Consider the following 22,486-nt stretch of genomic DNA (forward strand, 5'->3'; position numbering starts at 1 on the left):
ACGCCTCTAGCTGCAATTTTGACACTGCCAGCAACAGGCTCAGAGTCAAACATGGGCGCTGTTATCACTAAAAAAGAAACTCAAGACAAACTTCCGTTCATGTCTCCAGCAGTACAGCCTAAATTTGCTGTGTTAGACCCGGATGTAATGAAAACATTGCCAGAACGCCAGTTGATCAACGGCATTGTTGACGCGTGGGTGCACGTATGTGAGCAATACTTGACGCTTCCTACCGGCGCAATGGTTCAAGATGGTTATGCAGAAACACTGCTGAAAACCTTAAAAACACTCGGAGAACAGTTTGCCGAGCGAGACGACGATATGTGGCGCGCAAACTTAATGTGGTCTGCTAACCAAGCATTGAACGGGTTAATTGGTAGTGGCGTTCCACAAGACTGGGCGACACATATGATCGGCCATGAATTAACGGCTCTATGGGGCGTCGATCATGCACGTTCTCTTGCAATCGTCCAACCATCGCTACTTCGCAACCAAATGCAATTTAAACGTCCTAAGCTAGAGCAAATGGGTCGCAACGTATTTGGACTTGAAGCTGGAGACGACCTTGCTGAACGTACCATCGAAGCGATCGAAGCGTTTTATCATCAACTTGATGTCGCAACTAAGCTAGAAAACTATGGTGAAAGTCGTGAACAAGCGATCGATGCCATCATCGAACAACTCAACAAACACGGAATGACCGTTCTCGGTGAAAACCAAGCGATTACTCTTGAACGTAGTCGTGAAATTTTAGAACTCGCTGTTGCCTAACAGCAAAAACAGTTCACTGCCCTTTCTAGGGTTTAACGGTATTGTGACTTAACGGTCACAATACCGTTTTTTTATGCTATTTTGTAAGCTTCATCACGTTCAAATTCGGGAACTCCTCAAAATAACGATTAATCCCTACAAACTCATTGATCGTGTAGGTAAGTAAAGAGACAACTGTCTAGCTTTACACAAACAAAAATAAAATTGAATTCAAAGGTCTAACTTACTCATTTAATCGACCTTTTATTTGTTGTAGTTATCCACTAAATTAGCTTGTCTGTTCGAGAATCCATTTTATGTGGCTAGTTGTTGTCGTATTAGCATTCATACATATCATCAGTATTCGTAAAGGTCCTAAGTGGGTCTTCTACGTATCCAAACCATTACCAGTGCTCTGTATGTTAGGGATTTTAATCCAGTCTCCTGCCTATCATATGCCATATACGCATTGGATTTTGATTGGCTTATCGCTCTCGTTGCTTGGTGATCTACTATTAATGCTCCCTAGAGATAAGTTTATTACCGGATTAGTGCTCTTCTGCTCTGCCCATCTTTCCTATAGCTACGGTTTTACCATCATGTCCGCTTGGCATTTTACGCCTTGGCTCCCTATTGCTTTATTTGGACTCGGTGTGTGTTTCTATTGGTTGTTTCGACCGGACCTTGGTCAAGAAAAGCTCCCGGTTGCCAGCTACATATTGGTATTGATGACCATGTGTTGGGCTGCTATCGAGTATTATTTGAGTGGAAAAACACAATCGTCCTCATTTGCAGTGCTCGGAAGCTTTATCTTCATCGTTTCTGGTACAGTCTTAGCTTTTGAACGCTTCGGGGGACGATCCATATTTTCGCGACAAGTCGTCATGGTGACCTACTATTCCGCACAAACATTGATGGTAATGTCCGTTGTTGCCATCGTTGTTCGTTATCCGTATCTCACAGTGATCAATTAATTTTCTATGCCTTAGATTGTTGCTCATCACTCTGAATTATGATGAAAAAGCGTTTAAGCCTACTGATGTAAACCTCAAACGCTTTTTGTTATCGCGACTTGTAATTGCCTTTTTCAATTCCGTGCTTTTTCATTCTCAAATACAGCTTTTTACGCGGTATTTGCAGATGGTTTGCCGCATCGGTAATTCGCCCGGAGTGCAAAAATAGCGCATCTTCTATGAGCTGCTTTTCAAAATCGTCAACTAAATCATCCAATGGAAGCTGAATCTCATTTTGTGAGTAGATGCGCTCTTTACCCGTTAACTTAACAATTCCGATTGCGTATAACTCAGCGATGTTTCTTAGCTCACGGATGTTGCCCGGCCACGGGTATCCTCTCAGTAGCGCAAGATAGCTAGAGTCGACATTTGGCAATGTTTTGCCTAATTTCTTACAACTCAGTTTTAAGAAGTAATGAAATATCGTCACGATGTCGTCAGGGCGCTGACGCAATGGCGGTACGTGAACCACGCCTTGATTGAGCAGATAGTACAGCTCCGGCAGCAATTGATTTTTGGCGATGTACTCTTCCGGCTCTGAGTCAAAAATCGTCACCACACGGAGGTTCTTTTTGCCACAACGCTCGCGAGCCAGCAGCAACTGAGCCAAATGCCGTTGCCCTTCTTCAGGCAGTTCAGGCAAGTTCTCTATCACGAGCACACACGATTGCTGCTTGTCGATGGCATCATCAATACTACCCGTTGTTGTGGTTGCACTGAGCGTAAGAGAGCCATACTCCGTCTCTTCACTCTTTGACATCATGTCTTTGATTAACCCAGCGACGCTATGACGCCCAGTACCCGACTCACCATAAACCACCACGTGCGTGTCCAGTAACGCGTATTGGGCAACAAGCTTACGGATCTGCTCCATATGTGCAGACTTGCCAATTAATGAGCGCGAAATAGATTTCTCCGCCTGTAACTGCAACTCCACCTGGCTGCTACGTGTTTCGAGCTGCTGTTTGACCAACGTTAGAAGCTCGGCTGGATTGATCGGTTTTTCTAAAAACTCACACGCGCCCTGCTTTACTGCATCAACTGCCATCGGGATATCGCCGTGTCCAGTAATCACAATTACGGGAATTCGCTCATCAACGTTTTTGATCATCCTAAGGAGTTCTAATCCGTGCATCTGTGGCATATACATATCGAGAATAACAACGCCCGCCCATTCTGGAGAGACGTATTGCAACGCTTGTGTCGGATCGTTAATGGCCTTTGACTTAATCGATGAAATATTCATCAAGTAAGAGTAAGAGTCCAAAACATCCTGATCATCATCGACCAATAATACTGAATATGGGTTATTGCTCATTAGGTAACTCCAACACAACCATCGCACCTTTTTCTAATGAGGAAGCGAGGTAGATACTTCCTTTATGCTTTTCTATTAATGACTTACAAATATTCATCCCCAGCCCTAGGCCAACTTCTTTTGTCGACACAAAAGGCTGAAAAATCCGCTGCACAATCTCTTCACCAAACCCAATGCCGTTGTCACTAATCGCAATCAGTGTGGTTTGGCTGGTTCGTTCCACCAGCGCCATTTGAATCCGTTTTTGTTCGTCCCTTGTGCTTTCCATCAACGCATCACAACTGTTTACTAAGACGTTAATGAAGACCTGTTCTAGCGCCAACATGTCGCCTTGCACTTTTACATCATCAGGTAACTGGTTTTCTATGATGATCTGTTGACGCTTCGCTCGCGTGTTTACAATGGTGGATGCTTGCTCCGCCACCTCATGAACACTTACAGACTTCACTTCTCTTTCACCTTCTGGCTTGCGAGCAAACTGGCGCAAACTGTTGATGATCTTACTCATCCGAGTCGCCAAACCTTCGATGTGAGTAATGGATTCACCAACCTTTTCTGGAGATTCCTGTTCAAGGAACATTCTCGCGCTGTATAAATACGTCGACATTGCGTTTAATGGCTGATTAAGCTCATGCGCTAAACTGGTCATGGTTTGACCTACAACCGCCATTTTTGCAGCTTGAATCAACTCATCTTGCGTCTTTTTGAGATTGTCTTCGGTGCGAATACGCTCTTCGATTTCATTTTCTAGCTGTTGGTTTTTCAGCAGCAAATCTTGCGTTTTTTCTAACACTCGACTTTCCAAGGTACGCGTAGTCATTTCTTGATGAGTGACATCCGTAATGGTCATGATCAGTTTGTATTCAGCACCATGAGCGAAAGGACGAATATCGAAACGCACATACTTTGGCTTCTCGTCTCCAAGTGACAATGTCACATGAATTTTACCAAGTTCAATCCACAAATGAGAACCATTGAATACCTTTTTCAGTTGTTCTCGACAGCTCTCTGGGAAGTACTCCCAAATCGGATAACTTTCGTTAACCTCACCAAGTTTCAATAATTTACGCGCACTTAAGTTTGCTGATTCCACAACACCATTGAGATCACTGGTAATCAAACTCGCCGTGGTGTTGTTGATTAGACTCAAGGCGTTAGTCCGCTGAATTTCCTGAACCTTGTCACCATACTCGATGAGCTTTTCACTCAAGCGCCCGATCTCATCGTTGCCGTCTACCACAACCGGATGGCTCAGGTCGTTTTTGATGATGGCATCAATACTGTCACCTAACCCTATCAAACGTGCCACAATGCGGCGGTTGATGAAGTAATACGTCAAGAACATGCTCGTCATGATCGACAAACTAAAGCAGACGATCAAAACGTGGTTGCCATAAGACACACGCTCGGCGGTTTCACTCTTCACCTGTTTGAACGTTTGGTCCGCAGTGGAAACCAGTTCACCGATTTGTTGATGAATTGCATCCATGCTGAGCGCGATTTGCTCTTGTATTTTCTGAATATCGCCGTTCAGCGTCACTAATGACATCAATTGTTTATCGAACGCGCCTTCTGGACTCAACACCACCACAAGTTCTTGCAATAACTGTTTGTAAGCGATTGAGGTTGGCTGATTCATTAAGGTTGTGCTGCTTTCTTGCAGATCCATCAAGCGAAAGTGAATCACCTTCATCCCATTGTCGACCTGCTCCGGCATTGATGCGCCAGCAACATCAATCGCCATGTCGTACACCGCCGACTCAATATCGATGACCCGTTGCAAAGTACTCAATTGCACCAGCAAGTTTTGAATTTCTTTCGAGTCGTTTACCCGCTCAATCTGCCAATGCACTTCTTGTCGAACCGGTTTGAGCTCAGAGCGAATATCTTGGTGAAGCCAGTTAATCTGCTCCATCAGTTGGTCGACGCGGCGAGTTTGATCGATGCGAGTTGAAATCATATCCACGTACTTTTCCAGTAGCGAGGCAAGGCCAGCTTCCGATTCGAGCAATTGATAAAACTCCGAGCTCATCTTATTGCTTTTCAGAACTGTCGAGATAGAAGCCAATTGTTCGTTGACCTGCATGGCTTGTTCAGTCAGCTGTACTTTGTTGTCTACCGCTTGCAGCGCTTCTACGCGGCGGTTAATTTCACTGGTTTTACTTTCGAGAAAATAGCTGGCGTTATATTTAGGTACGCTATCTTCCAACAAAAGGCGCACCTGATTATCCAAGCTGTTCCATGTCGCCCAAGCGACCAAACACACCACGGTAAGCAAGAGCGTGCTGCAAGCAAAAGCGGCAATTAAGCGGGCACCAATGGTTTTGTATTTCGGGTATAACACTACTTCTCTTTCCCTCGCCATTGAGCCAATTGCTGATTTACATTGTCCAATTTTTCCGACATCGCACGCCCCAATTCATGGGAAAACTCTGCCAATAACGCTTGGTAGTGCGTCATTCCAACTTCGGAGTCTTTATCCATGGTCGACAGCTTTTGCGCAATTTCGGTTACTTGCGCTTTGCTCAGTGGCAATTCAAACAGTTGTTTTTCAATGGCTTGTAGCGAACGTTGTTTCTCTGGTTTTCCATCGGCGAGTCGATTCAATTTAATGAGCGAGAGCCAAGCGTCTTGAAGCTCCGGAAGACGCTTGGTGATCGCGGTGTCAAAAATCAAGTTGATTAACGCTTCGCGTGGCATTACCTGTTCTAGGTCGAGAACGGGATTTTCTCCACCGTATCGAGCCGTATCGTCAAGCGCTGTTTTGGAGAAGGTGCTGCTTTCCATCTGCTCTTGTACTTCTTTTGAAAGCAAATGAGCAATAAAGGACTCTGCCAACTTATCACTCTTGCCCCGATTGATTTGTGCAATATAGGTAGGCATCAGCGTAAAGTCTTGATCATAAGCAAAGCCAACGTAGTCGAACTTGCGTTGCGCAATCAGTGCGTAGCTGTCGATCGTTGGCCCAATACCAAACTTACCTTTGGCGATGTAATCCGCCACTCCAAAGCTGCGAGAAGAGATCGTCGCGAGGTTCGCTCCCACATTGAGTAAAATCCGCCAGCCCTCTTGCCAACCATATTGACTAAGCACACTCTCGACCATCAATTGCGTGGTTCCGGAGCGGCTTGGCGTGCTCATGGTGACGTGACCAAAGTACAGCGGATTAGTCAGATCTTGAAAACGCTTCGGTTCTGGTAAATGGTTCGCGGCCAAATAATCTTTGTTCCAAACAATCCCGGCGCCTGAGTATCCAAACGCCACGACTTGATCGTTATTAGGTAATAGATAAGGCGACAACCATTTCGGCACTTGCACACGCGACGACATATCAGCCAAACGATGTTCATTAGACAGCTCTTGCATCAGAAACGGCGACGAGCTCAACACCAAGTCGATATCCTTCATGTAGCTTTTGCTGAGCAATTGCAGGCTTGATTGAGTGCGTCGGTGAACAACTCGGACTTCAGCATTAGGGTAGTGTTGCGTAAAGTCATCCACCAAAGCAGTGATCGGTGCTTGAGAGAAGGTGGTGAGTATCACCAACTCTTTTTCTGCTGCCATTGTGAGCGGTGCATAAAGCGCCGCACTAAGAAGTAAACGACGCCCAAATTGCTTGAAATCAGCCATCAAATTAACCAAAAACCTTAAATAATGTGCGGCAACTCAAATCTATGAAAGATTGTCAAAAGATCTCGCAGAGTATGTTTGAGTCACTATTGACGCACTTCAACCAAAACTAAGCATATTCTATCAGTAACAAGTGTCAGCCTAACGTTCTAAATTCCCGTTTTTGACTCAACCTACATATCAATATGGGTCAATTCTGTCTCAAATTCACGCCTTTGTACTGTGCAATCTGTCACTTCAAGATAGCCCTGCAACAAAACATTTATGATTAAAACTTGGAGTGCAAGATGTTTAATTTCTTTAAAACACGCCCTGACCTCCCTCTTTCAGATGGCTCGAAAGAGGAAATGCAAGCGCGTTTCAAACGCTACCAATGGCATGTATTTTTAGGCTTGGTTTTCGGTTACGCCGTCTTCTACGTAGTTCGTATGAGTTTAGGTGTTGTTAAAAAACCAATGCTGGATGCAGGCATCGTAACCATCGAAGAACTCGGTATCATGGGTTCGGCTTTCTTCTTCACTTACGCTTTTGGTAAGTTCTCGAACGGCTTCCTTTCTGACTATGCCAACATTGGCCGATTTATGTCGTTCTCTCTACTACTGTCTGGTATCACCGCAGTATTCATGGGTTTGAACACCACGGCATTCTTCTTTGTTCTGCTTTGGGGTTTAAACGGTTGGTTCCAATCTGTTGGTTCAGCACCGTCTTGTGTGTCTCTGTTCCAATGGTTCTCACCAAAACAACGTGGTAGCCGTTACTCTATCTGGGGTGGCTCACGTAACATCGGTGAAGGTATCACTTGGATTCTAACGGCGTCTCTAGTGAGCTACTTCGGTTGGCGTGCAGGTTTCATCGGTGCGGGTATTGCAGCGATTGCGGCAGCGATTTGTATGTTCTTCATCCTAAAAGACCGTCCACAAACTTACGGTTTGCCAGATTCAGCAACAGCATTCGACGAAGAACCTGAGATCAAGAAAAAGAACGATCCGCAAGCAACTCGTCGCGCTCAAATGTTCATCCTGAAGCAACCAACCGTTTGGCTAATTGCAGCAGCGTGTGCAGCGATGTACATCTCTCGCTACGCGATGTCTTCTTGGGCAGTGCTTTACCTACAAGAAGCAAAAGGTTACTCACTGATTGACGCTGGCTTCGCAATGTCTACATACCCTATCGCGGGTCTAGCAGGTGCAATCCTATCAGGCATCATCTCTGACAAGGTGTTCAACTCTAACCGCCATATCCCGACTCTACTTTACGGATTGGCGAACATCGGTGGCATGTGCTTGATGTTCTTCGGCCCAGATAACCGCATCGTTGACGCAGTAGCACTAGGTATGATCGGTTTCGCTATCGGTGGTCTGGTTGTGTTCCTTGCAGGTCTAACTGCTTGTGACTTGATGCCTAAGAACGCAGTTGGCGCAGTGAAAGGCTTTATCGGTCTGTTCTCTTACATCGCCGCTTCTGGTCAAGAGTTAGTGTCAGCTTCTCTAATCAAAATCACAGAGGTTGATGGCGTAACTAAATACGACTTCTCTCAGGCGCAATATTTCTGGCTGGCTGCTGGTGTGATTTCTCTACTTCTTGCTCTAACAGTTTGGAATGCGAAGAAAGTGGTTGATATCGACCCAGTTGAAGAAAAAGAGCTAGAAGCTCGCCCTAGTCACTAATCCTGACTAAAGCGGGAGGCAACTCCCGCTTACTTCCCCAATGTCTTAAGTTCTTTTGCAAAGAGTGCTTACGAGATTGATAGAAAATCCCCCCCCCTATTTCTATTTTCCTTTTTAAGTGTCGATTGAGGTGACAAATGTGTAAAACCAAAATTGTGGCTACGCTAGGCCCAGCAAGTGAAAGCCGCGAAACACTGACTAAATTGATTCGAGCAGGCGCGAACGTAGTCAGACTCAACTTTTCTCACGGAACGGCGCAAGAACACATTGCCCGCGCGAATTTAGTTCGTGAAATTGCGGCTGAACTCGACACTTATGTTGGTGTGTTAGTCGATTTACAAGGCCCTAAGATTCGTATTTCTTGTTTCAAAAAGGGCGCAGTTCTACTCAATCAAGGCGACGTATTCACCCTGAGCGGCACACTTGACGCACAATCTGGAACCCAAGAAATGGTTGGGCTTGATTACCCAGAGCTGATTCAAGACGTGAACGAAGGCGATATTCTGCTGCTAGATGATGGCCGCATTCAGCTAAAAGTAAGCCAAGTACACCGTGACGAGCAGTGGATTAAAACCACAGTATTGAACAGCGGTAAATTGTCTAACCGTAAAGGCATTAACTTGTTAGGTGGCGGTCTTTCCGCTCCGGCTCTTACCGCGAAAGACATTCAAGACATCGACACCGCAGCTAAACTTCGAGCCGACTTCCTTGCCATTTCTTTCCCGCGCAATGCACAAGATATCGAATACGCTCGCAGCTTGGCGCAAAAAGCAGGTTGTCACGCCAAGATTGTCGCGAAGGTAGAACGCGCAGAAGTTGTTGAAACCAAAGAAGCGATGGATGATGTCATTAAAGCATCAGACATCATTATGGTTGCTCGCGGCGATTTAGGCGTAGAGATTGGCGACGCACGACTGCCAATGGTGCAAAAATCATTGATCAATCGTTCTAAACATTGGGGTAAGCCAGTCATTACCGCGACCCAAATGTTGGAATCGATGACCGAGAATCCTCTCCCAACTCGCGCTGAAGTGTTAGACGTGGCAAACGCGATTATCGACGGAACAGACGCCGTGATGCTGTCGGCGGAATCGGCGGCGGGCAAATACCCAATCGAAGCGGTCGAAGCCATGGTTCGCATCGCACAAGGTGCAGAGCACGAGCTGGAATGTAACCATGACTGCTGGGATACTCTGCAACACTTATGTTCTAACCCAGGCAAAAGTTTCGCGCTTTCATCAATGATTTCGGCTTCTCGCGTTCATCAAGATCTTGGCGTTGCGATTTTAACCCAACATGGTGAAACGCCGCTGTTGATGTCTCGCTGCCAAAGTAAAACTAAGATTTGGGCCCTGAGCGACAACCCAGCTTTACTTGCACAAATGACTATTCTACGCGGTGTTGAACCTTTGTATTTCAAAGCAGCAGAAAGCCACGTCGATCTCGCGCCGCAGTTAGTGGAATGCTTACGTCAAAAGGCCAACGAAGCACATATTTCCTCCATTTTGATGACCCAGCTCGATTCCATCGAAGGCATGGGTGAAATCAACGCTTGTCGCTTGCTGAGCTTGAATGTGTCTTCTCACATGAAGCCAGCGGAAGAAATCGCAGCTTAGGTTTACCTCCCCCTTATTCAAGCTCGACCTTGAATTTCTCCCCCATAACTTGCTCCACAGGGACTTGACCTGCCAAATGGCAGGTCCTTTTTATTGCGCACGATATAACCAACCATTCGCTGACTCTTGGAATATGAGCGTTAACTTAATGAAATCGCATTCACAACTTGTTATTGTAGAGCGATTGTTATCCCTAAAAGCGTGCCCCTTTGAAAGAGAACACCCCCGTCGTCGAATTTAGCAACGTAAACAAGTGGTATGGCGATTACCACGCTCTAAAAGATATCAACTTCTCCGTACATTCTGGCGAGATCGTCGTTGTGTGTGGCCCTTCTGGTTCAGGAAAATCAACGCTCATTCGTTGCATCAACCATCTTGAATCGATTCAAGACGGCCAACTTCATGTGTTCGACCAGCCTTCTCATGCAAAATCCCTCAAGCCCGGCAAAATCGGCATGGTGTTCCAGCACTTCCACCTTTTTCCTCATTTAACTGTACTGGAAAACCTTACCTTAGCGCCGATTCGCACACTCAAATTGTCAAAACAGGAAGCTGAAAAACGCGCACGACATTACCTCAAGCGCGTCAATATTGAAGAACAAGCGAGCAAATACCCCATCCAGCTTTCCGGCGGTCAGCAGCAGCGCGTCGCGATTGCCCGCTCCTTGTGTATGGAACCGGACTTACTCCTTTTTGACGAACCGACTTCGGCGCTTGATCCGGAAATGATCAACGAAGTGTTGGATGTCATGGTTGAACTGGCACAAAGCGGAATGACGATGATTTGCGTCACGCACGAAATGGGATTTGCCAAAAAAGTAGCGAACCGCGTGGTATTTATGGATGAAGGCCAAATCGTTGAAATGAACTCACCGATCGCCTTATTTGAAACACCACAGCATCCACGAACCCAAGCATTTTTGAACCAAATTTTAAGTTACTGATGATAGTTCGCGTAATCAAACCCGTCCTTCAAGCTTTGCTGCAAATGATGATCCTCTTCATCGCGATTGTGTGGGTGTTGGACTCTGGTGCTGATGCTATGGGCTATCAATGGCAATGGGAACGCGTACCTGATTACATCGCTTTTTATGAAGATGGCGAATGGTGGCCAGCAGAACTTATCGATGGGCTATTGGTCACGCTTAACATCTCGGTCATTAGTCTATTCTTCACCTTAGTGTTGGGATTGATCACCGCGTTACTAAGGCTTAGCGATTCGAAAGTCGGCAATGTTATTGGCACCACTTATGTCGAGGTAATACGCAACACGCCGTTGTTGGTGCAAATCTATTTGCTCTACTTCGTGTTTGGCCCCGTGATTGGTTTGGACCGATTCAGTACCGCCGTTTTGGCATTGTCCCTTTTCCAAGGTGCCTACACTGCGGAAATATTCCGTGCAGGTTTAAACAGTATTCCTAAAGGGCAATTCGAAGCAGCACAAACACTCGGGTTATCACCGTTTTACACTTACAAAGACGTAATTTTGCCCCAGGTTTTACAGCGCACATTACCGCCATTGACCAATGAAGTGGTTTCTTTGATCAAAAACTCTTCCATTGTAAGCGTGATGGCGATTTTTGATTTAACAACACAGGCACGCAACATCGTCTCTGAGACGGCGATGCCGTTTGAAATTTGGTTTACCGTGGCAGCAATTTATCTTGCTCTCACTCTATCACTTTCTGGCTTGTCTGCATGGCTAGAACACAAACTCGGAGCCAGTTGGCGCAAATTATAAGGAGATAACATGAAGTTATTCAAAGCGACCATTACTGCATTATTAGGGCTAGCCATCGCTATGCCTACAATCGCGAAAGAAGATGTTGCCACTCCCAATGTAGATCAAATCAAAGAACGAGGCACTTTGCGCGTTGGTATGTCAACATTTGTACCTTGGGCAATGCGCAACAAGCAAGGTGAGTTAATCGGTTTTGAAATCGATGTGGCCAAACGCTTAGCACAAGATTCAGGTTTGAAAGTGGAATTTGTACCGACTGCGTGGGATGGCATTATTCCCGCACTACTGGCGAAAAAGTTCGACGTGATTATCGGTGGCATGTCGGTCACGCCTGAGCGTTCCAAAAGCGTGTTGTTTACTGAGCCCTACTCGCACTCTGGAGTTCAAGTGGCAGCGAACAAAGAGCTGGCTTCAGGTTTTAGCGAATTCTCCGATTTTGACTCACGACGCGTAAAAATAGCGGCTCGCCGCGGTGCGTTCACCGTTCAAGTAGCCAGAGAAACCTTCCCGAAAGCGAAGATTCTGCAATTTGATGATGACGCTCAAGCGTTCCAAGAGGTGCTGAATGGTAACGCCCATGCGGTCATTGCTTCTAGCCCAAAACCAGAGCATGAGACAGTGAAACACAGCGACAAACTATTCCTTCCATTTTCCGAGCGACTCTCAAAAGGTAACGAAGCCTTTGCGGTTCGCCTAGGAGAAGAAGATAAAAAAGCCTTTTTCAATCAGTGGATTGAAGAAAGAACCCAAGACGGATGGTTAAAGCAGCGTTATGAATACTGGTTCTCGACATTAGATTGGCAAGATCAAGTCGCGCAAGGCCAGTAATCTAAATGGCTCGTGGTCTTCGCGAGCCTATACTTTCCAATCATCCATTTTACTTTTTCATCATCTATCGGAGTCAAATTTTTGGGCGAACAAACCACCACTCGCACAGTACCCACTAATTCCAACACAGGTTCCTTTCTATCGCGGTTAAACACGCTAGATTGGGTACTGCTTATTATCTGTGGTATTGGTGGCGTTTGGCTGTACCATCGCTCCACTGTTGGTGTACATTATTTGTGGCAGTGGAAAGAGGCGTTTGAACTACTTTTTACGCCCAGAGCCGATGGTGGTTTGCCCTACTTCTTCCAAGGTTTGATTTCGACGTTAAGGCTCAGTATTTGGGGCATTAGCTTCGCACTAGTACTTGGCACCTTATTGGGCTTAGCGCGCTTCTCTCGCTCCGTTTGGTTGCGCACACCTGCTAATGCGTTTATCCAATTGGTGAGAAACATTCCGCCGCTGGTGTTTGTTTTCATCTTCTACTTTTTCATTTCCAACCAATTGATCCCATTACTCGGTTTGGAAGATATTCTACGAAACTATAACAGCGAACCAAATGCGCTACAGAGCTTTCTTTTTGGGCCTTATAACCTTTGGGAAAATCTTGCCTCTGGCGTGTTATGCGTCGGCCTACTCTCTTCTGCCTACGTTGCAGAAGTGGTGCGTGCAGGTTTACAAAGTATCGACCAAGGACAGTGGGAAGCGGCAGATTCATTGGGCTTGTCTCGATGGGTGAAGTACCGATTCGTTATCGCGCCACAGGTGCTCAAAGTCATCACCCCAGCACTTGCAGGTCAAACCATCTCTCTAGTGAAAGACACCTCCATCGTTTCACTGATCTCGATACAAGAAATGACGTTTGTTGGGACCGAAATGGCAAATTCATCAGGCTATATCTTTGAAATTTGGCTCATTGTCGGCATTGCTTACTTTTTGATTTGTTTTGGGTTGTCACTTATTTTTCGCTACATTGAAGCAAAATCGGAATCCATTTCAAATTAACTCAACCGTATATGTAATTAGACACATTTGAATCTTCAAATCAGAATTGCATCCTGTTACATTGAAAAGATGCTAAATTTTCGGCGTTTTTCATGGAGTTAAAGAATCAATCGGACTACGAGCGATACATTAAGCAAGATAATCTTGGTGAATATTACGTAGTTCTCAATCAATTCACTTTTCACAGTGTTTATCAGCCGATTTTTGATAAGCACCAGCGTATTATTGGAATGGAAGCTCTACTGCGAATTCGTGGCATTGATGGTTCGTTAATTCGTCCTGATGTATTTCTGGCCAACAATGGCCTCGATCCCTACTTTCGATTGTGTGTTGAGTTTTTATCCAGAGCAATGCACATTCGAAATTTTGCACGCTGTTTCGCAGGAACGCCTATCAAACTGTTTCTCAATGTCATGCCTCAAACCCTACTCACCCTAACCAAAGACATGGGCTTTAAAGACAACGGCCTGCTTTACAAGCGCCTTTCCGAACTTGGTATGAGCCCATCAGACGTAGTTTTTGAAGTAGTCGAAGAATCATGCGGTGATACTGATTTACTGATCAAAGCCGTACAGTTAATGAAAGCGAATGGTTTTATCTTTGCTATCGATGATTTTGGCGCTCAACATTCTGATATCGCACGTGTTCAGCAGCTCTGCCCTGACATCATAAAAATCGATCGCTCCTATCTACTTGATTACTGCGCCGGAGAAACCTTTTCCATACATAGCGCCGTTGAGCTCGCGGCTCATATGGGAGCAAAAGTGATCATAGAAGGGGTAGAAGAAGACGTGCAGCTGCAAGCGATGTATCAACTTGATTTGGATTATTACCAAGGCTTTTACTTAGGTAAGCCTTGCGCCATTCATCACTGGACCGATAGCCTAAACATTGAGACGACAGTGCATTGACACTACCCCCTTACGATACAGTAAAACCAAAAAAGCGCCGATATATACTCGGCGCTTTTGGGTTTTGCTTGGCGATGACATGCCTAGCTAGGTATTAATTTGCTTAGAAAAAGTCAATAGAGTTACGTCCGCTCTTCGGATCACGAGTCGCTTGCGGCTTTTCAGCTTTCTTACCTTTCTTCGCCGATTGCGACAGCGCGTTTTGTTGTGCTTTCCGCTCTTTATGCGCTGCTTTTCGGCCTGTTGACTTAGGTCCAGAGCCTTTAGCTGACTTGCTTTGGCGAGATTTCTCTTTACGTGCAGATTGCGCTTCTTTCTTCGCTTTCTTTTCCGCTTTTTGCTCTGCCGTTTCAGGTTCAGTTACTGGCGCATCGCAAACCACAACATAATATTCCTGGTTAAACTCAAAAAAGTCACCATCATACATCTTGCGGCGCTTACGTGTTTCTAGCTCACCATTCACCGCGACGTAACCTTCTTCGATGATATGCTTTGCTTCGCCGCCACCGCTGACCAAGTTCGCGATTTTAAAAAGCTTGTACAGTTCGATCGGATGCGCATCAACGTCGATGCCAATCGCTTCGATCTCAATCTCTTCGCCTTCTAAATACTCTTCGTGGTCGTAATCTTGGGTCATGTTACTTACTCTTACTATTTGATGCCCTGAAGTTTAAACGCAATGCTTAAAAATAGAAACCTCTGCCGATGCTCAATCACTGATTAGCCTTGGCATTTGAGCACCTCTTAACCCATTTAACTTGCTGCTCGTTAGCTTGTATGTCGAGGCTTGGCTCAAACGAAGCTGCAATTACGCAGTCTGAAGGTATATACTCTTCAAGTTATTGTTGAAAAGAGCGAATACTTTGTCTCAACCAAGCAGAATTACCTTTGTCACTGCGAACTTGTTTAATTTTGTCGCACCGCCTAACGCCTACTATGATTTCGAGAACATATACTCGTTAGAGCAATGGCGAGACAAACTTTCGTGGACGCAACGTCAAGTTGAAAAACTGGAAGGCGACGTGATTGGCTTACAAGAAGTGTTCAGTATCGAGAAGACCCAGGAATTTTTTTCAACCATCGGCTACCCCTACTTTGCGACCGTTGACACCCCACATGTTGAAGATGAGTACATTTACTCAAGCCCTGTTGTGGCAATCGCATCTCGGTTTCCAATAGAAAAAGTACAAGCGGTAGAGTTTGACTTAGCAACGCTTGAGCCTTTTGGAGTAAGTGTTGTTCCAGAGTTCAGTCGCAAACCTATCTATGCCCAAGTAATACATCCTGTACTTGGTCATATCGCTGTTTACGTAACGCACCTGAAATCTCAACGCCCGGCCGACTCAGAACAACCAGAAACGTCTAGCACGATTATTGGGCGCTGGTTATCCACCCAGCAAAGAGGCTGGGAAGCAGCGATGTTAAGAGACGCGATGCAAAAGAGGTATCGAAAAGAACCAATGCCGACAGTGTTAATGGGCGATATGAATCAACCTATCACTCCTATCAGCGTTAACAGCGCATTGGTATCCAATGCTGGTGACAGCGTCACTGAGTTGCAACTCAAAGATGGTTGGTTATTGCAAAGTGACGCTCTGAAGGATGAACGCCCCGCTACGCATTATCATTTTTCCACTGGGAATGTGCTCGACTATATCTTGCTCTCTCAAGAGTTTGACACCTTATCAGATATATCGGTTGCCGAGGTTGTTGATTATCAGGTGTCTAACCAACATCTGATCAACCCGATTTATGACAGAGATAAAAACGCCAGCGACCACGCATTTGTGGCGCTGACGGCTGAAGTAAAGCTTTGAGTAACCTGTTTAGTGACGCTTAACAATTTTACGTGGAATCAACTCAACACCCGGTTTATAACGTTTGGCGGAAGCGTTGAGTGCTAACTCCATTGCACTGTCCGCGATCAACTCAAATTGTTGAGGTAAAGAGTTGATTTTCACTGGCAAGAAGTCCAGCAGTCGATTATCACCAAACGTCGCTAGGCGAACTTTGCTCATGAGTTCTGGCTTTTCGAGCATCACATCCAACACACCTTCTAACAGTGTGTATGACGTTGTGACAATGGCATCTGGCAGTTCGTTCTCTGCTAGCCATCTCTCTAAGACTTTCTTGCCTTCTTCTCGGGAGAAGTGTTGTCCATAACCCACTGTTGCCGTTTTGCCACCTTGTTGAGAAGCGGATAGAAAACCGAGCTCACGCTCTTTTGAAACTTGAAGGTCTTGCAACGCTCCAATCAAGCCTATGGACTTTATATCCTCGGACAGCACTGACTGAGTGAGTTCAAGTGCGGCGTCAAAATCTTCGCTGATGACACAACAAAAGTGCTCATCATCCATTGGACGGTCCAGCGCAATAACTGGCGTACCCGAGTTTTGCAACTTAAGATAATACTCGTTTGCAGTGGGCATACCACTTGCCACAAACAACGCATCAATGCGACGACTGACTAACGCTTCCGCCACCTTTTGCTCTGTATCAGGATCATCATCAGAGCAGCCAATTAAAATTTGGTACCCTGCTTTACGCGAGTTTTGTTCAATCAGTTTTGCAAGACGCGCATAACTGGTGTTTTCTAAGTCTGGGATGATAAGCCCAAATGAGCGTGAATTACCTGCTCGCAAAGAAGACGCCGCATGATCTGGCTTATAATTGTACTCATCTACAACGGCCATCACCTTTTTCTGAGTCTTCTCGCTGATGCGGTATTTCTGCGCTTTTCCGTTAATCACATAGCTTGCAGTTGTCTTAGAAACACCCGCTAATTTGGCTATTTCATCCAGTGTCATATTCTAAACCTTATTCTGTGCGCGCGATCATATTAATACATCAACGATCTTTCGATAAGTTGAATTATAAGCTGAACCGATTCAGTATAAAAGCTGAAAGGATTCAGCAAAACTTAAAAATTGACGTAAATCACCTGAATACACAACAAACCAATTTGTAGGCTAGGCTATAGGACAGCGCCAAAGACTCATTTGTTAACGTCAGTTTTTAAAACAGTTTTTCTGAGTCTTTTAAAAAATTTACCAATAAGCTGAATCGATTTAGCTTGAAAAATAGAATGGTTTGAGGAGTGATAAGCGCTCAGCAGAAGCAGCGTTCAACTTCTCACACAGAATACATTTTTAAATTGATACCTTAAGGCTGGAGAAGCACCATGCTTAAGCTAAATAAGAACGACATTACCCTCTCGCAATCAGCGACAGATAAGTTTGCAGCAATCACGAATATTGCGCAAAGCCTGATAGACAAAGGCCTTGTTGAACAAGGTTATGTGGAAGGCATGCTAAATCGTGAAAACCAAAACTCAACGTTTTTGGGGAACGGTATTGCTATCCCACATGGCACGACTGACACTCGCTCAATGGTGAAAACAACGGGTGTTGCTGTGCACCACTTTCCACAAGGTGTCGACTGGGGCGATGGTAACACGGTATTCGTCGCTATCGGCATTGCAGCTAAATCTGATGAGCACCTTGGCATTCTTAAACAGCTAACGAAAGTGCTAGGCGCTGACGGCGTAGAAGAACGCCTACGTAATGCAAAAAATGAAGACGAGATTATTGCCCTGCTCCACGGTGATGTTCAGCTTGAAGCAGACTTTGACGCCTCTTTAATTCAACTTATGTTCCCTGCGAGCGATATGCTACAAATGAGTGCTGTTGCTGGTGGTCTTTTGAAAAACACGGGCTGTGCTGATAACGAGTTCGTTGCAGATCTCGTTACCAAAACACCAACTCACTTAGGTAATGGCCTTTGGTTAATTGGCAGTGACAAACATGTAACTCGTACAGGCGTGTCATTTGTCTCGACGGCAAACGACTGCGAATATGAAGGTCAAAAAGTGCGTGCACTTGTCGCATTTGCGGCATGTAACAATGCTCACCAGCCTATCCTAAAAACGCTTTCTAATATTGTGTTTAACAATGAGCACGGCAAGCTTTTAGATGCATCAGTAGAACAGATTCTTGCTTTGTTTAAAGGTGAAGAAGTCACCGCCGCATCTTCAGAAGAAGGCAATACCGCTGTATTTAAAATCAAAAACTCTCATGGTTTACATGCTCGTCCGGGTGCAATGTTAGTGGCGGAAGCGAAAAAATTTGAATCCACCATTCGCGTTGCCAACCTAGACGGTGATGGCAAAACAGTAAACGCGAAGAGCCTAATGAAAGTCATTGCGCTTGGCGTTAAGCACGGCCATCAACTTCAATTCACTGCGGAAGGTCCTGATGCACCACAAGCCTTGGAGTCTATCGGGAATGCTATCGCTTCTGGCCTTGGTGAAGGTTAAGGAGCCGATATGACGAACAAAACAAGTAAAGTTGTCACTATTACGCTCAACCCGGCATTAGATTTAACAGGTTCAGTAAATGAGCTAAACGTTGGTTCCGTGAGCCTAGTGCAGCAAAGCAATCTCCATGCTGCAGGTAAAGGTGTCAACGTAGCAAAAGTGTTGAGCGATTTAGGCGCAGATGTCACGGTTACCGGCTTTCTCGGTAAAGATAACCCTGAGCTATTCCATCAGCTTTTCAATGACATCGGCGTCAAGAATGAGTTTGTAGAAGTACAAGGTGCCACTCGTATCAACGTCAAGCTCGTTGAGGCTAGTGGCAACGTTAGTGACATTAACTTCCCTGGTGTTCAAGTAACGGCTGACGAAATTGCTCGCTTTGAGGAGACGCTATTCCGTCTCGCAGAGACTCACGATTACTTTGTGCTTGCGGGTAGCTTACCTGGAGGCGTAACCGCCGAACAATGTGCTGCGTGGATAAAAGCACTGCATCAACAAGGCAAAAAGGTGTTGTTCGACAGCAGTAAAGCCGCATTGAAATCAGGTATTGAGGCTCACCCATGGTTGATTAAGCCTAACGATGAAGAGCTTGGTGATTTTGTTGGCGAACACCTAGAAACACCAGAACAATGCCAAGCCGCCGCGCAAACACTGAGTGACAAAGGCATCGAGAACATTGTTGTGTCGATGGGCGCTGACGGTGTGATGTGGCTAAACCAAGGCAAATGGCTTCGTGCACAACCCCCTCGAATGAATGTGGTAAGCACCGTTGGCGCAGGCGATACGCTAGTTGCTGGCTTGTGTTGGGGCCACATGCAACTGATGCCGAAAAACGATTTATTGCGCTTCGCTACAGCACTTTCTGCCTTGGCAGTTAGTCAAGTCGGCGTAGGGCTAACCAGTCAGGAAGAACTGGAGAACATCAAGCAGCAAACTGAAGTTAGCGAGCTTTACCCTATTACAAACTTAGAACAAAACTAAGGAACAGAAGGTTATCGTATGAATATTGCCATTATTACTGCCTGTCCGAGCGGTGTTGCAAATAGCATCCTTGCGGCAGGGTTACTAGAACAAGCAGCCGCAAAATTAACCTGGAATGCAAAAATCGAATGTCAATCAAGTGTGGTTGAACCTACACTGCTGACGGAAGCTGACGTTGAACAAGCAGAAGTCATTATCATTGCGGCAAATACTAGCGTGGATACTTCTCGTTTCGTAGGGAAAAAGGTTTACCAAGCGGAAATCAGCGAAGTAGCAAAAGACGCAACTACGTTTCTCCAGCAAGCGGTTGAAAACGCCACTTTACTTGAAAAAGCAACCACACTTGCAGCCCCTAGCACTGCTGAAGCAACATCAGCAGCGAAGAAAATTGTCGCAATCACCGCTTGTCCTACTGGCGTTGCGCATACCTTTATGGCAGCAGAAGCGCTAGAAGAAGAAGGCAAATGCCGTGGCCATCAAATCAAGGTGGAAACTCGTGGTTCAGTTGGTGCGAAAAACCAACTGACAGATCAAGACATCGCAGACGCTGATCTAGTGATCATTGCTGCAGATATCGAAGTGCCACTTGATCGCTTCAACGGCAAAAAGATGTACCGCACGAAAACAGGCCCAGCTCTGAAGAAAACAGCCGAAGAGATGGACAAAGCATTCGAGCAAGCCACGATTTACCAACATTCAGGTTCTGCAAATTCTGCTTCGGCAGCAGACGAGAAGAAAGGCGCTTACAAACACTTGATGACAGGGGTATCGCACATGCTGCCTGTGGTTGTCGCTGGTGGTTTGATCATCGCCCTATCGTTCGTGTTTGGTATTGAAGCATTTAAAGAAGAAGGCACGCTAGCAGCAGCGTTGATGAACATTGGTGGTGGCTCTGCATTCGCATTGATGATTCCTGTTCTTGCGGGTTACATCGCGTTCTCAATTGCTGACCGTCCGGGTCTGGCTCCTGGTCTTGTTGGCGGTATGCTAGCAAGTTCAACGGGTGCTGGTTTCCTAGGAGGTATCGCAGCTGGCTTCATTGCCGGTTACGCGGCGAAGCTCCTTGCGGACAAAGTAAAACTCCCACAATCGATGGAAGCGCTTAAACCAATTCTGATCATTCCATTTGTGGCAACACTGTTCACAGGCCTTGTGATGATCTACATCGTAGGTGGCCCAGTTTCAGGCATCATGAACGGCCTGACTGACTTCCTAAACAACATGGGATCTGACAGTGCAGTTCTGCTAGGTATTATCCTTGGTGCGATGATGTGTTTCGACCTAGGTGGCCCAGTAAACAAAGCCGCTTACGCATTTGGCGTCGGTCTATTGGCTTCGCAAACTTACGCGCCAATGGCAGCAATCATGGCAGCTGGTATGGTTCCTGCGCTAGGTATGGGTTTAGCGACCTTCATTGCGAAGAACAAATTTGAACAAAATGAACGTGAGGCAGGTAAAGCATCTTTTGTATTGGGCCTGTGTTTCATCTCTGAAGGCGCAATTCCATTTGCCGCCAAAGATCCAATGCGTGTGATTCCATCTTGTATGGCAGGTGGCGCGCTTACTGGTGCCCTATCTATGCTGTTCGGTGCAAAATTAATGGCACCACACGGCGGTCTGTTCGTACTGTTAATCCCTAACGCCATTTCACCAGTGTTAATGTACTTAGTGGCTATCGCAGCTGGTACAGCAGTAACTGGCTTTACTTACGCTTTCTTAAAAAGCAAAGCAGAAGCCAAACAAGAAGTCGCGGCATAAACAGAATTACTCCGCTTAACAATGCCACCCTCGAATTTGGCATTCAGCACCTCCCTTTAATTACGGTTAAGGGAGGTGTTTTTTATTCCTCAGCCGGAACGGCAACAATGTCTACTTCCCCACTGTTCATATCCACCGTCGCTTTATAAGTACTATGCGGATCACCGTAATGTTTAAAGGTGAAGTGGTATACATTGGCCGGCGTCCACAAAGCTTTCGAATCAGCGGGCATAATGTCATAGCCATCTTGCTGATAAAGCTCTGTCGCCATTACATTCGCAATTGCCGCCTGCTGGTTTGAGTCACGATCCACCTTTGGCTCCAAAGAAGGGTTACTCGGGTAAGATTCACCGTTGTAACTCATGAGTCGATATGAGCCATTACTCCAAACGATGAAATCTTGCCAGCCATTGCTGTAACTGTCGGCTAGTACAATAGGCGTGCGAGTGACAGACATTCGATTGATAACATTCCCCTCATTATCAAACATATAAGCTGCACAACCACCGCTGCCACAGAAATAACGGTCTTGTAGCAATACAATGTGTTCTGCATTGCCATCGCTGTTTAAGTCGGCGCTACCCGATATATAACGTAGATTGTCTTGTTCGAGTGAAAGCCCTTCAGGCGCTAAAACCTTGCTATCAATCCAGTTGGAGATGACTTCAGTGCTAACGCTGTTGATTTTAGGAACGGCTTGCTTAGCCTCTTCTGTAGTCATACTGTCTGTCGTAGTACAGCCGACCAAGGTGAAAGAACCGACGAAGAAGAGTCCGTGTAATACGCGCTTGTTCATGTTATCTCGCTCTTTGATGTATCGTTCCATCAGTATACGCATGATTTGCATTGCATTCGTAAGAAAATCATTAGAATCAAGTAAATGAATGGGTTGGTGTACATTGGTAAGATCAAAAAAGCCCTGAAGAAAACCTTCAGGGCTAGGCAGGAAGCTGGCA

At 45.7% G+C, this 22,486-nt stretch carries 19 protein-coding genes; 13 read left to right on the plus strand and 6 right to left on the minus strand.

The window, feature by feature from the left end:
• Positions 1-771: iron-containing alcohol dehydrogenase (locus CAG69_RS15495; RefSeq protein ID WP_161444991.1), on the plus strand; the 771-nt coding region annotated here is incomplete at its 5' end.
• A 296-nt stretch (positions 772-1,067) separates the two neighbouring features.
• A complete protein-coding gene (locus CAG69_RS15500; protein ID WP_161444993.1) occupies positions 1,068-1,724 on the plus strand; it encodes a lysoplasmalogenase in 657 nt (218 codons plus the stop codon).
• An 88-nt stretch (positions 1,725-1,812) separates the two neighbouring features.
• On the opposite strand, the gene CAG69_RS15505 is transcribed toward CAG69_RS15500, so the two are convergent.
• The 3 genes from CAG69_RS15505 to CAG69_RS15515 are packed head-to-tail and all read right to left on the minus strand — an operon-like array spanning position 1,813 to position 6,711.
• Positions 1,813-3,081, minus strand: coding sequence for a sigma-54-dependent transcriptional regulator (locus CAG69_RS15505; protein ID WP_161444995.1), 1,269 nt, complete (start codon positions 3,079-3,081; stop codon positions 1,813-1,815).
• A complete protein-coding gene (locus tag CAG69_RS15510) occupies positions 3,071-5,425 on the minus strand; it encodes an ATP-binding protein (RefSeq protein ID WP_161444997.1) in 2,355 nt (784 codons plus the stop codon). The genes CAG69_RS15505 and CAG69_RS15510 overlap by 11 nt, the downstream gene beginning before the upstream one ends.
• Positions 5,425-6,711, minus strand: a complete 1,287-nt coding sequence (locus CAG69_RS15515) for an ABC transporter substrate-binding protein (protein WP_161444999.1) — start codon at positions 6,709-6,711, stop codon at positions 5,425-5,427. Before CAG69_RS15515 ends, CAG69_RS15510 begins: the two co-directional genes overlap by 1 nt.
• 287 nt (positions 6,712-6,998) lie before the next feature.
• On the opposite strand from CAG69_RS15515, the gene CAG69_RS15520 reads away from it, so the two are divergent.
• The 7 genes from CAG69_RS15520 to CAG69_RS15550 all read left to right on the plus strand — a co-directional run bounded on the left by CAG69_RS15520 (position 6,999) and on the right by CAG69_RS15550 (position 14,476).
• Positions 6,999-8,378, plus strand: coding sequence for an MFS transporter (locus CAG69_RS15520; protein ID WP_161445001.1), 1,380 nt, complete (start codon positions 6,999-7,001; stop codon positions 8,376-8,378).
• A 137-nt stretch (positions 8,379-8,515) separates the two neighbouring features.
• Positions 8,516-9,994 carry a pyruvate kinase gene (gene pyk / locus CAG69_RS15525; RefSeq protein WP_161445002.1) on the plus strand — a complete coding sequence of 493 codons (1,479 nt, stop codon included), beginning with the start codon at positions 8,516-8,518 and terminating at the stop codon, positions 9,992-9,994.
• 209 nt (positions 9,995-10,203) lie between these two features.
• Positions 10,204-10,938 carry an amino acid ABC transporter ATP-binding protein gene (locus tag CAG69_RS15530; RefSeq protein WP_029840296.1) on the plus strand — a complete coding sequence of 245 codons (735 nt, stop codon included), beginning with the start codon at positions 10,204-10,206 and terminating at the stop codon, positions 10,936-10,938.
• Entirely contained in the window at positions 10,938-11,735 is a 798-nt protein-coding gene (locus CAG69_RS15535) for an amino acid ABC transporter permease (RefSeq protein ID WP_161445004.1), read from the plus strand. Before CAG69_RS15530 ends, CAG69_RS15535 begins: the two co-directional genes overlap by 1 nt.
• A gap of 9 nt (positions 11,736-11,744) precedes the next feature.
• Positions 11,745-12,563, plus strand: coding sequence for a transporter substrate-binding domain-containing protein (locus CAG69_RS15540; RefSeq protein WP_109169941.1), 819 nt, complete (start codon positions 11,745-11,747; stop codon positions 12,561-12,563).
• A gap of 81 nt (positions 12,564-12,644) precedes the next feature.
• Complete coding sequence (locus CAG69_RS15545; protein ID WP_161445006.1) at positions 12,645-13,565, plus strand: amino acid ABC transporter permease; 921 nt, start codon at positions 12,645-12,647, stop codon at positions 13,563-13,565.
• A 92-nt stretch (positions 13,566-13,657) separates the two neighbouring features.
• Complete coding sequence (locus CAG69_RS15550) at positions 13,658-14,476, plus strand: EAL domain-containing protein (protein WP_085343694.1); 819 nt, start codon at positions 13,658-13,660, stop codon at positions 14,474-14,476.
• A 103-nt stretch (positions 14,477-14,579) separates the two neighbouring features.
• Here the strand turns inward: CAG69_RS15550 and CAG69_RS15555 are convergent, their stop codons facing one another.
• On the minus strand, positions 14,580-15,113 hold the full coding sequence (locus CAG69_RS15555) for an RNA-binding S4 domain-containing protein (protein WP_053808449.1): 534 nt from the start codon (positions 15,111-15,113) through the stop codon (positions 14,580-14,582).
• A gap of 226 nt (positions 15,114-15,339) precedes the next feature.
• Here CAG69_RS15555 and CAG69_RS15560 point away from each other — a divergent pair, with 226 nt between their 5' ends.
• Complete coding sequence (locus tag CAG69_RS15560) at positions 15,340-16,293, plus strand: endonuclease/exonuclease/phosphatase family protein (protein WP_161445008.1); 954 nt, start codon at positions 15,340-15,342, stop codon at positions 16,291-16,293.
• 9 nt (positions 16,294-16,302) lie between these two features.
• On the opposite strand, the gene cra is transcribed toward CAG69_RS15560, so the two are convergent.
• Complete coding sequence (gene cra, locus CAG69_RS15565; protein WP_161445010.1) at positions 16,303-17,283, minus strand: catabolite repressor/activator; 981 nt, start codon at positions 17,281-17,283, stop codon at positions 16,303-16,305.
• Positions 17,284-17,657: 374 nt separating this feature from the next.
• Here cra and fruB point away from each other — a divergent pair, with 374 nt between their 5' ends.
• From fruB to fruA, 3 genes are read left to right on the plus strand one after another with little or no spacing between them, the layout of a single operon-like run.
• Entirely contained in the window at positions 17,658-18,791 is a 1,134-nt protein-coding gene (gene fruB, locus CAG69_RS15570; protein ID WP_161445013.1) for a fused PTS fructose transporter subunit IIA/HPr protein, read from the plus strand.
• 9 nt (positions 18,792-18,800) lie between these two features.
• The gene (gene pfkB, locus CAG69_RS15575) at positions 18,801-19,772 is read left to right on the plus strand and encodes a 1-phosphofructokinase (RefSeq protein WP_104972548.1); all 972 of its coding nucleotides are present in this window, start codon (positions 18,801-18,803) and stop codon (positions 19,770-19,772) included.
• 18 nt (positions 19,773-19,790) lie between these two features.
• A complete protein-coding gene (gene fruA, locus CAG69_RS15580) occupies positions 19,791-21,530 on the plus strand; it encodes a PTS fructose transporter subunit IIBC (RefSeq protein ID WP_161445015.1) in 1,740 nt (579 codons plus the stop codon).
• 82 nt (positions 21,531-21,612) lie between these two features.
• Here fruA and CAG69_RS15585 read toward each other — a convergent pair whose 3' ends face one another.
• A complete protein-coding gene (locus tag CAG69_RS15585; protein WP_161445023.1) occupies positions 21,613-22,326 on the minus strand; it encodes a hypothetical protein in 714 nt (237 codons plus the stop codon).
• Positions 22,327-22,486: the final 160 nt, after the last annotated feature.

The sequence above is a fragment of the Vibrio sp. V43_P6S15P86 genome, from assembly GCF_009904725.1.
In the GTDB taxonomy this organism is placed as follows: domain Bacteria; phylum Pseudomonadota; class Gammaproteobacteria; order Enterobacterales; family Vibrionaceae; genus Vibrio; species Vibrio diabolicus.

Excerpts from the sequence above, each read along its gene's own strand:
- CAG69_RS15500 (WP_161444993.1), top strand. The coding sequence starts at position 1,068 with ATGTGGCTAGTTGTTGTCGTATTAGCATTCATACATATCATCAGTATT.
- CAG69_RS15505 (WP_161444995.1), bottom strand. The coding sequence starts at position 3,081 with ATGAGCAATAACCCATATTCAGTATTATTGGTCGATGATGATCAGGAT.
- CAG69_RS15515 (WP_161444999.1), bottom strand. The coding sequence starts at position 6,711 with ATGGCTGATTTCAAGCAATTTGGGCGTCGTTTACTTCTTAGTGCGGCG.
- CAG69_RS15520 (WP_161445001.1), top strand. The coding sequence starts at position 6,999 with ATGTTTAATTTCTTTAAAACACGCCCTGACCTCCCTCTTTCAGATGGC.
- pyk (WP_161445002.1), top strand. The coding sequence starts at position 8,516 with ATGTGTAAAACCAAAATTGTGGCTACGCTAGGCCCAGCAAGTGAAAGC.
- CAG69_RS15535 (WP_161445004.1), top strand. The coding sequence starts at position 10,938 with ATGATAGTTCGCGTAATCAAACCCGTCCTTCAAGCTTTGCTGCAAATG.
- CAG69_RS15540 (WP_109169941.1), top strand. The coding sequence starts at position 11,745 with ATGAAGTTATTCAAAGCGACCATTACTGCATTATTAGGGCTAGCCATC.
- CAG69_RS15550 (WP_085343694.1), top strand. The coding sequence starts at position 13,658 with ATGGAGTTAAAGAATCAATCGGACTACGAGCGATACATTAAGCAAGAT.
- CAG69_RS15555 (WP_053808449.1), bottom strand. The coding sequence starts at position 15,113 with ATGACCCAAGATTACGACCACGAAGAGTATTTAGAAGGCGAAGAGATT.
- cra (WP_161445010.1), bottom strand. The coding sequence starts at position 17,283 with ATGACACTGGATGAAATAGCCAAATTAGCGGGTGTTTCTAAGACAACT.
- fruB (WP_161445013.1), top strand. The coding sequence starts at position 17,658 with ATGCTTAAGCTAAATAAGAACGACATTACCCTCTCGCAATCAGCGACA.
- pfkB (WP_104972548.1), top strand. The coding sequence starts at position 18,801 with ATGACGAACAAAACAAGTAAAGTTGTCACTATTACGCTCAACCCGGCA.
- fruA (WP_161445015.1), top strand. The coding sequence starts at position 19,791 with ATGAATATTGCCATTATTACTGCCTGTCCGAGCGGTGTTGCAAATAGC.
- CAG69_RS15585 (WP_161445023.1), bottom strand. The coding sequence starts at position 22,326 with ATGAACAAGCGCGTATTACACGGACTCTTCTTCGTCGGTTCTTTCACC.